This window comes from Streptomyces sp. NPDC048142 (assembly GCF_043202835.1).
Lineage (GTDB): Bacteria > Actinomycetota > Actinomycetes > Streptomycetales > Streptomycetaceae > Streptomyces.
Genome location: NZ_JBIDBC010000019.1, coordinates 116,325 through 128,728, shown reverse-complemented (window position 1 = coordinate 128,728; position 12,404 = coordinate 116,325). Strand labels below are relative to the sequence as shown.

The following is a 12,404-nucleotide window of genomic DNA, read 5'->3' as shown; positions in this document are numbered from 1 at the left end:
ACCGGCCGGAGATGCCGCCCGCGAAGGACCGCTCACGCGGTGGCACACGGCCGGGACCTGCGAGAATGGCGCCATGGCGGGAGTTGACGGCACGGCGGAATGGGCGCGGCACTGGCAGTACGCCGCGCTGCCCGACCTCGATCTGCTGCGTGCCCGGTACGTCCGCCACACCTTCCCCCGGCACAGTCACGAGGGCTACGTCTTCGGAGCGGTCACCGGCGGGGTGGAGGACGTGGGACTGCCGGGCGGCACCGTCCACGCGGTCCCGGGCACCGTCGTCATGATCAACCCCGAGGTGCCGCACACCGCCCGCTCCGGGGCGCCCGAGGGCTGGGCGTACGCCACGCTCTACCCGTCGGCCCAGGTCGTCAACGACATCGCGGCCGAGGTGACGTCCCTGCGCGGCACGGTCGGCTTCGCCGAGAGCGGGGTGACCGATCCCCACGCCTCCCGGCTGATCACCGAGGTGCACCGGGCGGCGGAGGAGGGCAACGCGCTTGCGGCCGACAGCCTGCTGCGGGTCCTGGTCACCCACCTCCTCAGCCGGCACGGCAGCCCGTTGCCCGGACTGGCCACGCACGCCGGGGGCGCGCGGAACGCCGTACGCGCCCGCGCCGTGCTGGAGGAGCGCATGGCTGCCCCGCCCACGCTGGAGAGGCTCGCCGCCGAGCTGGGCACCGGCCCGTTCGCTCTGTTGAGGGCCTTCAAGAAGGAGTACGGGATGCCGCCCCACACGTGGCTCACCGACGCCCGGGTGCGCAGGGCCCGCCGCTTCCTCGACGCCGGTCTCGCCCCCGCCGAGGCCGCGACCGCCGTCGGCTTCACGGACCAGCCGCACCTCAATCGTCACTTCACCCGGATCGTGGGTGTGCCGCCCGGTGCCTACCAGCGCGAGCGCGGTGTGCTGAGGCCCGGCCGGTGAGTGCGACAACGTACTCGCCGGTGGGTGCGCACGAGCGTTACGGCCGCTGGGTGTGTAGTAGAGCGACGGCGGGTGAGTTTGCAAGAACGATGGCGGGTGAGTTTGCACGAGCGTAACGGCCGGTCGGTGCGCAAGAACGTACAAGACCCGGCCTGAACGGTCCCCGTAGCGTTCCGGGCGTGGCAGAACAGACAGCACTCCCAGAGAGCACCGGCGTACCCGGTGCCATATCCGCCGGTCCGCCCGGCCCGGCGGCCGAGGCCCGGCCGGACAAGCCGGACGCGGCCGTCGTCCGGGACGCGCTCGGCGTCGGCATCGCCGTCGGGCTCTCCGGCTTCGCCTTCGGCGTCACCTCCGCCGGCTCCGGTCTCAGCCTTCTTCAGACCTGCGTCCTGAGTCTTCTCGTCTTCACCGGAGCCTCGCAGTTCGCCCTGGTCGGCGCGCTGGCCGCGGGCGGCAACCCTTACACCGCGGCGGCCGGGGCGTTCTTCCTGGGTGTGCGGAACGCGTTCTACGGTCTGCGGCTCTCCCAACTGCTCGCCCTGCCCCGTGCGGTACGGCCCTTCGCCGCCCACTGGGTCATCGACGAGACGACCGCGGTCACCCTGCCGCAGCCCACCCGGCGGGCCGCGCGCATCGGCTTCACGGTCACGGGGCTGACCCTGTACGTGCTGTGGAACCTGACGACCCTGGTGGGCGCTCTGGGTGCCGAGGCGCTGGGCGACACCGACGCATGGGGCCTGGACGCGGCGAGTCCCGCGGTGTTCCTCGCACTGCTCGCGCCGATGCTCAAGAGCACCATCGAACGCGTCACGGCGGGGCTGGCCGTCCTGCTGGCCCTGACGCTGCTGCCCGTTCTCCCGGCGGGCGTGCCCGTTCTGCTGTCGGCGCTCGCGGCGCCGATCGTCCTCTTCCTCATGGGACGCGCGAAGCGGGGACCGGACGCCAAGGATGACGCGGCGACACAGCGGGAGAAGGGCGGGCAGCGCTCATGAACGTCTGGATTGCCATCGCGCTGACGGTGGCGGGCTGCTACCTCGCCAAGCTCCTGGGCCTGCTGGTGCCCGCGGGCGTGCTGGAGCGACCGCTGGTCCAGCGGATGGCCGCCCTGCTGCCCGTGGCGCTGCTGGCGGCTCTCACCGCGCAGCAGACCTTCGGCGACGGCCAGCAGCTCGTCCTCGACGCCCGTGCCGCCGGTCTCGGGGCGGCCGCGCTCGCCCTGGTCCTGCGCGCTCCCTTCCTGGTGGTCGTCGGTGCGGGTGTCCTGGTCACGGCGGGCGTACGCGCACTAGCCTGAGCGAGTCGAGCGCCCGGGGAGCGAAGCCGCGGAGGAGCCCGCCCGGCAGGCCGGACAGGCGGTCAGCCGAGCGGGCGACCGTACGAGCGGAGCGTCTCCAAGGCTCTGAGCGTCACCAGGGGGCGCCCTTCCAGCACGGTTCCGGGGGCCCACTGCCGCCAGGTCACAGGCCATCCGCCGTCGTCCTGCTGCTCGGCGGCCAGGTGGTCGAGCGAGCGCTCCAGCTCCTCGTCCGTGAACCAGCGGCGGGCCAGGGACCCGGGCGTACGGGCGTAGTCGTGCGGGAAGTGGTGCTCACCCGGTGCGTATCCCGTCGCCACCGGGTACTCCGCCCGCAGGGAGGGATCGAGCACCGCGAGCCGTTGTTCGCGCACCAGCCGGCCGAGGCGGTCGGCCGCCGCCTCGGCGCGGGCCCGGTCCGGGGCGCCGTCCAAGAAGGCGACCGCGGCCTCGACCTCGTAAGGATGGGACTGCTCCAGAGCTTCGACGGCACTCCAGCAGAAGTCCGTCGCCCGGAACAGCCAGGCGTGCCACACCTGATTGGCGTGCAGCAGCCCGACGACCGGTCCGGTCGCGAGCAGCTCCGCCGGTGGGTCGTCCACGATCGGGATGAACGGCGCCGCGGGATACCCGCGCTGCGTGGGAAGCAGAGCGGGTAGCGCGCCTTCTTTGGTTGACACATCGGTCAGATAGCGACAGATCCGTTCCATCCGCTGTCCGTCGCAGCGGTCGATCGAATCAAGAACGCTCAGCGCGTGGGCGGTGTGCAGCGGCCGGCTCACCGGACCCCGGAGATCGGGTTCCAGCGCGTGACCGTAGCCGCCGTCCTCGTTCCGATAGGCGGAGAGGGCCGTCTCCACGGCGTCGGGGTCTCCGCCGAGGAAGCCATGGGCGAACCTCCGCTGTTCGAGGACGCGGGCCGTGAGCCAGATGAACTGCTCGGCGCGGGCGAGGGCGTTTGCTCCGGTTCCAGCCATGGACCGACCGTAGAGGGGAAAGGAGCCCGGCACATGCCCGGCGGACCGGCTGCACTCCCAGGAGCGGGATACTGATGGCATGCGGTTGACGATTTTCTGGGAGCGGATGGCCGACCACTTCGGTGCGGCGTACGCGGACTCCTTCGCCCGTGACCATGTGATGGCCGAACTCGGCGGCCGCACGGTGCACCAGGCCCTGGACGCGGGCTGGGACGCCAAGGACGTCTGGCGCGGGGTCTGCGCGGCCATGGACGTCCCGGCGGACATGCGCTGAACGCCGCGGAGCCCCGTTCCGGGCAGGAGCGGAACCGCGACGGTCGACTCGGGGCGGGGGACCGGTGGCCGCAGACATAGGCCAGACTTGTCCCGTGCCATCGACAGACGAGACCGTCCCGGTCCAGCCGTCCGCCTCCCCGTCCGCCCCGCCGGCCGCACCACCCGTGCCGCCGTCCGGCGCCGGTGGGGTCCGTATGCCCGGCTGGCTGCCGCGTGCGATGGTGCTGGCCCTGGCGCTCTACGCCTGCTTCCAGCTCAGCAGCTGGGCGTTCGACCAGCTCATCGGGCTGCTGACGAACGTGCTGATCGCGTTCTTCCTCGCGCTCGCCGTCGAGCCGGCGGTCGGCCGGATGGCGAGTCGCGGTATGCGCCGTGGGCTGGCCACGTTCCTCGTCTTCCTCGGTCTGATGATCTTCGGCGTCGGATTCGTGGTGCTGCTGGGGTCGATGCTCGCGGGCCAGATCGTCGACATGGTCGACGAGTTCCCCAGATACATCGACTCGGTGATCAACTGGGTCAACCAGACCCTCCACACCGAACTCTCCCGGGTCGAGGTCCAGGACAGCCTGCTGCACTCGGACTGGTTGCAGAAGTACGTCCAGAACAGCGCCACCGGAGTGCTCGACGTCTCCACCACGGTCCTCGGCGGGCTGTTCCGGCTGCTGACGATCTTCCTGTTCTCCTTCTACTTCGCGGCCGACGGCCCCCGGCTCCGCCGCGCCCTGTGCTCCGTCCTGCCGCCGGCCCGGCAGACCGAGGTGCTGCGCGCCTGGGAGATCGCGGTCGACAAGACCGGCGGGTACATCTACTCGCGCGGTCTGATGGCGTTGATCTCCGGCGTCGCGCACTACGTCCTGCTGGTGGTCCTCGGGGTGCCCTACGCCCCGGCGCTCGCGGTCTGGGTCGGACTCGTCTCGCAGTTCATCCCCACCATCGGCACGTATCTCGCGGGCGCCCTGCCGATGCTGATCGCCTTCACGGTCGATCCCTGGTACGCGCTGTGGGTGCTCGGGTTCGTCGTGATCTACCAGCAGTTCGAGAACTATGTGCTCCAGCCCAAGCTGACCGCGAAGACCGTCGACATCCACCCCGCGGTCGCGTTCGGATCGGTCATCGCCGGTACGGCCCTGCTCGGCGCGGTCGGCGCGCTGGTCGCCATCCCCGCCGTCGCCACGCTGCAGGCGTTTCTCGGCGCCTATGTGAAGCGGTACGACGTCACCGACGATCCACGCGTGCACGGGGGAAGCGGCCGCGTTCCCAGGAGGCCGTTGCCGTCGCGGATACGCCACCTGGTGAACGGCCGCCGGGCCGCCGGCCGCGGGGGAGCCGAGGGCGGGCCGCCTCAGCGGTAGCCGGTCGCATCGGGCCGCCTCAGCGGTAGCCGGTCACGTCGGCCGGCAGCCCCGGATCCTGGACCTCGGTCAGATACCGCCAGGCGTCGGGCCGGCTCCCGTCCACATCGGTGAAGCCGTACACCTGGGCGAGCTGCCCGCTGGAGAGCGACCTGCCGTTCCAGCGGGCCACCTCGGGATCGCCGGCGAGGGCGGCCACGGCACGGCCGACGTATGCGGGGGACTCGGAGATCGCGAAGTGGGGCGCGTGCGCGACGGCGTCGCGCCAGGTGGCCTCGGTCACCCCGTGGGCCTGGAGCATGGCCTCGGACCGGAGCCAGCCCGGTGTGAGCGCCACGGCCGTCGCGCGGTGCGGTGCGAGTTCATGGCCGAGAGCGAAGGCCATCCGGTTCACCGCGGCCTTGGCCAGGTCGTAGAAGAACGAGACGCGGTAGTTGGACGCGTTGTACTCGTCCGTCCCGTCGGTCATCTCGACGACCAGGCCGCCCGGTGTCTCGATCAGCAGCGGCAGCGCGAAGTGACTGGTGATGGCATGGGTGTCGACGGCCAGCCGCAGGGTGCGCAGCCCGATGTCGAGCGACGACTCCCACACCGGCTTGTCCCACTCGATCTCGGCGCCCCAGATGTCGTTCACCAGGATGTGCAGGACACCCTGCTCGCTCGCGATGCGGGCCACGAGCGCCCTGACCCGGTCGGGAACCAGATGATCGACCTGGACGGCGATCCCCCGTCCGCCCGCCGCGTCGACCAGGGCGGCGGTTTCCTCGATCGTTTCGGGCCGGTCCATCTCGGAGCGCTCGGACCCGCTCGTACGGCCGGTCACGTACACGGTGGCCCCGGCGGCGCCGAGCTGGACGGCGATCCCCCGACCGGCCCCGCGGGTGCCTCCGGCGACGAGTGCCACACGGCCGGCCAGGTCGCATCCGGGGGCCTGCCCGCCGTGGGGTGTTCCGGGTTCCGCAGTCGCTCCCATACCGTTCGAATATAGGGCGATACGTTCACGTGTGCAGGCTTGGCCGGGTGCCGGGTGCCGGGTGCCGGGTGCCGGGTGCCGGGTGCCGGGTGCCGGGTGCCGGGTGCCGGCGGAGGACGGAGGGCGGGGGCCGTGGTGCCCGCTCCAGTACCGTGGTTTCGCATGACGGATGCCGAGATCGAGATCACCGCAGAGCTGGTTCACGACCTGCTGCGGGAGCAGCATCCGGACCTTGCGGGGCTGGCCATCCGCGAAGCGGCGGGCGGTTGGGACATCAGCAGTGGCGCGTCGGGGACGAGTGGGCCGTACGCATGCCGCGCACCGAACGCGCCCCCGATCTCCAGCGCAAGGAGCGGCGATGGCTGCCTGTCCTGGCCCCGCGCCTCCCTCTCCCGGTCCCGAAGCCTGTGCGGATCGGCGAACCGTCCGCACTCTTCCCGAAGCCCTGGACCATCATGACGTGGGTCCCCGGCGAGCCACTGGACTGCACTTCGATCAGCCGCGGCGACGACGCGGCCGACGCTTTGGCGCGCTTCCTCGGGGCGCTTCATGTGGAGGCGCCCGCCGATGCGCCGGCCAGTCCTGACCGCGGCGATCACCCCAGGATGTGCACGGACGGCTTCGACCACTTCTTCGAGGCCGTTGCACCCGGCGACATCGCCGACGGGATCCGGGCCGTCCGGGCCGATGCCGTCGCGGCCCCGGCGTGGGCGGGCCCGCCGGTATGGGTGCACGGTGATCTTCACCCCGCGAACGTCATCGTCTCGGACGGGACGCTCTCGGGCGTGATCGACTTCGGCGACATGTTCGCCGGTGATCCGGCATGGGATCTGGCGGCCGCGTGGGTGGTCCTTCCAGCGGGCGCCGCATCGCGGTTCTTCGACGTGTACGCGCATGCGGACGAGGCGATGATCCGTCGCGCCCGCGGGCTGGCCGCTCTGAAGAGCCTGTTCCTCATGCACATGGGCCGGAACGGAGACCAGGGCCTTCCCGGCGGCAAGCCGACATGGGGACCTGCGGGCCGGGCAGGGCTCGATCGTGTTCTGAGAGGCCCTTTGACGTAGGTGTTGATGTAGGTGGGCAGTGATGAGCCTCACTGGTCCCCACCCGCTCCCACCTGGGTGGATTCGTGAGAACCCGATGACGGTCCGGCCCTCCTTGAGGCTCATGAAACCGTCGCTCTCAATGGCCTTGAAGTGGACGAACCGGTCAGTCCGGCCGGCGGGGGGACGGCGCGCGAGCGGGGCCACCGGCCCGGGTCCTCCGGTCCGGGCGCTCGGTCCTCGCTGGTACGAACCTGCCGATGATCAGCCTTTGACGGCAGTGATCGAAGTGCGACGGCACAACGCACCGGCCAAGGTGCCGCCGCAGGGCCCGCGTGGTGCGCTTGACACGAAAATCGAACATCTATTCTGATGGGATTCCGGCCGGGTTTCCCGGATCCGACCGTGGAGTTGTCCACAGGCCGGGAGGACGTCGAGGCCCATTGTCAGTGGCAGGGGTTAGCGTCTGTGACGTGAAGCGATCGACTCAAGCAAATCGGGTGGAACCCATGGCAGGAAACGACCGCGAGAAGGCGTTGGACGCCGCACTCGCACAGATTGAACGACAGTTCGGCAAGGGTGCGGTAATGCGCCTCGGCGAGCGACCGAACGAGCCCATCGAGGTCATCCCCACGGGATCGACCGCCCTCGACGTCGCCCTCGGCGTCGGCGGTCTGCCGCGTGGCCGTGTGGTGGAGGTGTACGGACCGGAGTCCTCCGGTAAGACGACGCTGACGCTGCACGCCGTGGCGAACGCACAGAAGCTCGGCGGCTCGGTGGCGTTCATCGACGCCGAGCACGCGCTGGACCCGGAGTACGCGAAGAAGCTCGGCGTCGACATCGACAACCTCATCCTGTCCCAGCCGGACAACGGTGAGCAGGCGCTGGAGATCGTCGACATGCTGGTGCGCTCCGGCGCCCTGGACCTGATCGTCATCGACTCCGTGGCGGCCCTGGTGCCCCGTGCGGAGATCGAGGGCGAGATGGGCGACTCGCACGTGGGTCTCCAGGCCCGCCTGATGAGCCAGGCCCTCCGCAAGATCACCAGTGCGCTCAACCAGTCCAAGACCACCGCGATCTTCATCAACCAGCTGCGCGAGAAGATCGGCGTGATGTTCGGCTCCCCGGAAACCACCACCGGTGGCCGGGCGCTGAAGTTCTACGCCTCGGTGCGCCTCGACATCCGCCGGATCGAGACGCTCAAGGACGGCACCGACGCCGTCGGCAACCGCACCCGCGTCAAGGTCGTCAAGAACAAGGTCGCCCCGCCGTTCAAGCAGGCGGAGTTCGACATCCTCTACGGCCAGGGCATCAGCCGCGAGGGCGGACTGATCGACATGGGCGTGGAGCACGGCTTCGTCCGCAAGGCCGGCGCCTGGTACACGTACGAGGGCGACCAGCTCGGCCAGGGCAAGGAGAACGCCCGCAACTTCCTCAAGGACAATCCCGACCTCGCCAACGAGATCGAGAAGAAGATCCTGGAGAAGCTGGGTGTCGGTGTCCGTCCGGACGCCGACGCGGGCGAGCCTGCTACGGACGCCGCTGCGCCAGAGGCACCGGCGGCAGACGGGGCGGCGAAGCCGGCGACCACTGCGGCCGCCAAGGCGAAGCCGGCCAAGACCGCGGCGGCCAAGAGCTAGTCCGTGACACGTCGTACGGAGTGGCCGGGCAGCCCCGCCGAGCCCGGCGGCGACCCCGAATCCGGCCCTGAATCGGGCTACGGGCCCGCCGACGCTTCCTTCACCGAGCCGGGGGCCGGTGCCGGGGAGCGGTCCGGGCGCCGCTCACGCGGAGGAGCGGGCACTGGGAGCGGATTCGGCGAAGGGGCGGGCCGCCGTGCCCGCTCCGGCACCAGAAGCAGCGGCTCCCCTTCCTCGTCGAGGGCCGAGAAGGGGGAGCCGCGTGACCCGGTGGAGCAGGCGCGCAACATCTGCCTGCGGCTGCTCACCGGGACGCCGCGCACGCGCAAGCAGCTCGCGGACGCCCTGCGCAAGCGGGAGATCCCGGACGAGGCGGCCGAGGAAGTGCTCGCGCGCTTCGAGGACGTCGGGCTGATCGACGATGCGGCCTTCGCCGGGGCATGGGTGGAGTCCCGGCACCACGGCCGGGGGCTCGCGCGCCGTGCCCTTGTCCGTGAGCTGCGGACGAAGGGCGTGGACTCCACTGTGATCGACGAGGCGGTCGGGCAGCTCGACGCGGATCAGGAGGAGGAGACGGCACGCGAGCTCGTGGCCCGCAAGCTCCGCTCCACGCGCGGCCTGGACCGGGACAAGCGGCTGCGCCGTCTGGCGGGGATGCTCGCACGCAAGGGATACGGGGAGGGCATGGCCCTGCGGGTGGTGCGTCAGGCGCTGGAGGAGGAGGGCGAGGACACGGAAGGCCTGGATGAGCCTTTCTGAGGGGGAGCGGGGGCAGGATCCGTCGGCCGGTCAGTGTCCGGCCGAGGCAGCGCGGCGGGCGGCTCCGTCGACGAGGGCCAGCGCGTCCGCGGCGGTGCGGCCGGGGTAACGGTTCCAGGGGCCGATCAGCCCGGACCACCCCTGCGCGCGCAGTTCCGTGATCAGCCAGGCGCCGGCCCGGTCCACGGTGTCGAGGGAGCCGTAGCCGAGGCGGTGCGCGGAGATCAGGGCGCCGCAGACGCAGCGTGCGCCACGGGCGTTCCGCAGCCGGTACGGGGTGTTCTGCCAGCCCCACTCGGCCAGGATCCGCCGTGCGTAGCCGAGATGGGTCGAAGGGCGCAGGTCGCCCTGCCCGACCCGCCGCCAGAGGTGGACGCGGTCGGGCAGGATCGCACCCAGCCGTCCGGGCAGCGGGCGCTCGTGCGGAGGTGCCGCGGGCAGCGTGCGCAGAGTTTCGTCGACGAGCCGGTCCACGGGCACGGACAGCAGGTTCCGCCAGTCGGAGGGCCCTGCGGGCGAGGCTTCCCCAGGCTCTGCGGGCAGCAGGGGCCGTGCGGAGGTCGGCTCCGCCGGGGTGAGTACGCGCTCGGGGGCGGTGTACTTCCACCCTGTGACGATCTGCTGCCACGCCTGGGTGTCGTACAGCCGGGAGGCCTGGCCGTCGAGCTGGTCGGGAGTGAGGACAGCGGTCGCCATGATTGCGTCATCTCCGTACATTTCGGTCCTCTGTGTGAGGCGAATGTCGGTCACGCGCGGCGATTGCTCCAGTGGAACGTGGCGATCGGGTGTCGGGCGGAGGCGACCGGGAGTCCCACGGTGCGTCGCGTCCGGAAGTCGCCGGTCAGGTCGGTGGCCCGGTGCGGTGCAAGCTGCCGCAGCGAGGCGATCGCGAGGCCGGAGGCGTAACCCGTGTTGCAGATGACGACGACCCGGAGGCCGTGGCCGACCACTTCGGTGGCGCGGTGGCTGCCCCGGGGATCGAGCCGCCGTTCCGGTTCATTGCGTTCGACGACCAGCGTGCCCGGGATCGGGATCAGTCCGTCCGGTCACGGAGCGCCGCGTATCCGTGCAGCCGCCCGGCGGAGTGAGCGGAGCGAGGGGAAGACGCGACGACCGTCCTGAGAGTCGCGCGGGGTCCGGCCGTGCGGAAAGCGGCACAAACCGGCAGACGGAAGGTGATTCAGCAGGGTGGGCGGCACTCGCGGTCCGCGTACAGGACGGCCGACATCACACGGCCCGCGTAACGGAGAAGGTCCCTGTGGACCCTCCGGCACAGGCGCGCATCGGTGTCGGTCGTGATCTGGAGTACACCGCGCGCCTGTGCCGGTCAATCGGTCATGACGGCCAATCGGTCAATGGAGCCCGGCGGTCCCGTCGGCGTGGACCCGTGCCCGGGGCCGCTGCTCGCGCCCCGCGATCCGTTCGTCCCCGCCGTCCTCCGGTTCCACGGGCTCCTGCGCACCGCGGGGCGCACCGCCGAGAGCGGCCTGTGCCGCGCTGAACAGCTCCGCGGGCCGTACGCCGCCGAAGGCCGCCACCAGATGTCCGTCCGGCCTGACCAGCAGGACGGTATGGGCCGGTGCTCCCGGATAGCTCTCGGTGACCAGTAGCTCCGTCGCCCGCGGGAGCGCCGCCACGGCGTCCGTGAGGCGGGGCATGATGCCCGCGGTCCGCCAGTGCCGCCGGTCCCAGACCCCGGTCCCCGGTGCGACCAGGATCACCAGCGGATGGCCCTGCCCGAGCCGCTCCCGCAGCCGCGCCGTCGTTCCGTCCGGTGCTGTCACCGTCACATCGGCGACCGGCGCACCGGGGGGCGTACCGACAACGGTGTGCGCCTCGGCGTGTGGCGGCGCAAGGGGCGAGTGCGAGTACGAGGGGGGCGCACCCAGTGCTCCGCGGCCCAGATGGCCGTCGGCGAGCAGGGTGCCGTGACCGCGTGCCGTGCCCGGGACCAGGGTCCGCAGGCCGCCTCCGCCGCGCAGTATCGGCAGCGACTGGTCGGCGGCGCGCAGCCGGGCGGCCACCGCGGCCCGGCGCTCCGCCTGGTAGCTGTCGAGCAGCTGCTCGGCGGGGCCGTGGTGCCAGGCGTGGGCCAGCTTCCAGGCCAGGTTCTCGGCGTCCCTGAGGCCCTCGTCCAGTCCCTGTGTGCCCAGGGCGCCCAGCAGGTGTGCCGCGTCCCCGGCGAGGAAGGCGCGCTGCTTGCGCCAGCGCCGGGCGAGCCGGTGGTGGAGTGTGTGGACGCCGGTGTCCAGCAGCTCGTACGCCGGGGTCTCGCCGCACCAGCCGGCCAAGGTGTCCCGGATCCGGCTGATCAGGGCTTCGGGGGTGACCAGTTCGCCGCGCGGCGGCAGCAGCCAGTCCAGCCGCCAGACACCGTCCGGCAGCGGCCGGGCGGAGACCTCGGCGCCCCCGGTCGGCCAGGGGGGCTGCCGGTGCAGGACGGCCTCGTCCGGCCAGGGGAGTTCGGCCCGGAGCGCGGCGACGGCATGCCGCTCCACCGCCGTACGACCGGGGAACCGGATGTCCAGCAGCTTGCGCACGGTCGACCGGGCGCCGTCGCAGCCGACCAGATAGCTCCCGCGCCACCACGTCGAGCCCGGCTCCCTGGTGTGCACCGTGATGCCGTCGGGGTCCTGTTCCAGCGTGTCGATCCGGCTCATCGGCACTCGCTGGATCAGCGGTGCCTTGTCCACCGCCGCACACAGCGCGGCGCTCAGAGCATGCTGCGGAACATGGAGCGGCGCCGGAAGGAGCCCAGGGAGCGGAGCCTCGTCCTCGTCCCTCCGGCCCCCGCCCAGCGGCACGTTGCGGACCAGCTGCTTCCGGCGCATCGAACGCCACCCGGCCCAGCGCAGCCCGGCCCGGTCCAGCTCCCGGCAGCCGAGGCGGTCCACCAGGTCGGCGGTGTCCTCGCGCAGCACGACCGTGCGGGCGGGACGGGGCTCCTGCGTGCCGGGGCCCTCGTCGAGAACGACCGAGGGGACGCCCTGGGCGGCGAGGGCCAGTGACAGCGCCAGGCCGACGGGCCCGGCGCCGACGACGATCACCGGGTCCACGGCGCGTCCCCTCCGGCCCGTACGGTCATGCGGAACGTGGCAGAGGAAGCCGGGTGCGTGATCACAGAACGTATGCAACCCACTGGTGGTGCTTGCGTCAAGTGACCGA

Annotated in this window: 11 protein-coding genes and 2 pseudogenes; 8 read left to right on the top strand and 5 right to left on the bottom strand. The window is 71.7% G+C overall.

What is annotated here, in order from left to right:
- The first annotated feature begins 73 nt into the window (after positions 1-73).
- The 3 genes from ACGF2Y_RS23370 (at position 74) to ACGF2Y_RS23360 (ending at position 2,219) form a co-directional block, all read left to right on the top strand.
- The gene (locus ACGF2Y_RS23370; RefSeq protein WP_392950656.1) at positions 74-922 is read left to right on the top strand and encodes an AraC family transcriptional regulator; all 849 of its coding nucleotides are present in this window, start codon (positions 74-76) and stop codon (positions 920-922) included.
- A gap of 179 nt (positions 923-1,101) precedes the next feature.
- Entirely contained in the window at positions 1,102-1,917 is an 816-nt protein-coding gene (locus ACGF2Y_RS23365; RefSeq protein ID WP_392950653.1) for an AzlC family ABC transporter permease, read from the top strand.
- Complete coding sequence (locus ACGF2Y_RS23360; protein ID WP_356217632.1) at positions 1,914-2,219, top strand: AzlD domain-containing protein; 306 nt, start codon at positions 1,914-1,916, stop codon at positions 2,217-2,219. The genes ACGF2Y_RS23365 and ACGF2Y_RS23360 overlap by 4 nt, the downstream gene beginning before the upstream one ends.
- A 62-nt stretch (positions 2,220-2,281) precedes the next feature.
- On the opposite strand, the gene ACGF2Y_RS23355 is transcribed toward ACGF2Y_RS23360, so the two are convergent.
- The gene (locus tag ACGF2Y_RS23355) at positions 2,282-3,196 is read right to left on the bottom strand and encodes a hypothetical protein (protein ID WP_392950650.1); all 915 of its coding nucleotides are present in this window, start codon (positions 3,194-3,196) and stop codon (positions 2,282-2,284) included.
- 79 nt (positions 3,197-3,275) lie between these two features.
- Here ACGF2Y_RS23355 and ACGF2Y_RS23350 point away from each other — a divergent pair, with 79 nt between their 5' ends.
- Positions 3,276-3,470: a DUF3046 domain-containing protein gene (locus ACGF2Y_RS23350; protein WP_030594640.1), complete on the top strand. Its 195-nt coding sequence runs from the start codon at positions 3,276-3,278 to the stop codon at positions 3,468-3,470.
- Between the two features lie 196 nt (positions 3,471-3,666).
- On the top strand, positions 3,667-4,824 hold the full coding sequence (locus tag ACGF2Y_RS23345) for an AI-2E family transporter (protein WP_392950701.1): 1,158 nt from the start codon (positions 3,667-3,669) through the stop codon (positions 4,822-4,824).
- Between the two features lie 19 nt (positions 4,825-4,843).
- Here the strand turns inward: ACGF2Y_RS23345 and ACGF2Y_RS23340 are convergent, their stop codons facing one another.
- Positions 4,844-5,728 carry an SDR family oxidoreductase gene (locus tag ACGF2Y_RS23340; protein WP_392950698.1) on the bottom strand — a complete coding sequence of 295 codons (885 nt, stop codon included), beginning with the start codon at positions 5,726-5,728 and terminating at the stop codon, positions 4,844-4,846.
- Between the two features lie 231 nt (positions 5,729-5,959).
- Between ACGF2Y_RS23340 and ACGF2Y_RS23335 the strand changes: the two are divergent.
- The 3 genes and pseudogenes from ACGF2Y_RS23335 to recX all read left to right on the top strand — a co-directional run bounded on the left by ACGF2Y_RS23335 (position 5,960) and on the right by recX (position 9,239).
- Positions 5,960-6,861, top strand: a pseudogene (locus ACGF2Y_RS23335) (aminoglycoside phosphotransferase family protein).
- 488 nt (positions 6,862-7,349) lie between these two features.
- Entirely contained in the window at positions 7,350-8,480 is a 1,131-nt protein-coding gene (recA, locus tag ACGF2Y_RS23330) for a recombinase RecA (protein WP_392950647.1), read from the top strand.
- Positions 8,481-8,483: 3 nt separating this feature from the next.
- A complete protein-coding gene (gene recX / locus ACGF2Y_RS23325; protein WP_392950644.1) occupies positions 8,484-9,239 on the top strand; it encodes a recombination regulator RecX in 756 nt (251 codons plus the stop codon).
- A 30-nt stretch (positions 9,240-9,269) separates the two neighbouring features.
- Here the strand turns inward: recX and ACGF2Y_RS23320 are convergent, their stop codons facing one another.
- The 3 genes and pseudogenes from ACGF2Y_RS23320 to ACGF2Y_RS23310 form a co-directional block, all read right to left on the bottom strand.
- Positions 9,270-9,935: a hypothetical protein gene (locus ACGF2Y_RS23320; protein WP_392950641.1), complete on the bottom strand. Its 666-nt coding sequence runs from the start codon at positions 9,933-9,935 to the stop codon at positions 9,270-9,272.
- A gap of 50 nt (positions 9,936-9,985) precedes the next feature.
- Positions 9,986-10,302, bottom strand: a pseudogene (locus tag ACGF2Y_RS23315) (sulfurtransferase); the annotation flags it as partial.
- A gap of 289 nt (positions 10,303-10,591) precedes the next feature.
- Positions 10,592-12,295, bottom strand: coding sequence for an FAD-dependent monooxygenase (locus ACGF2Y_RS23310; protein WP_392950639.1), 1,704 nt, complete (start codon positions 12,293-12,295; stop codon positions 10,592-10,594).
- Positions 12,296-12,404: the final 109 nt, after the last annotated feature.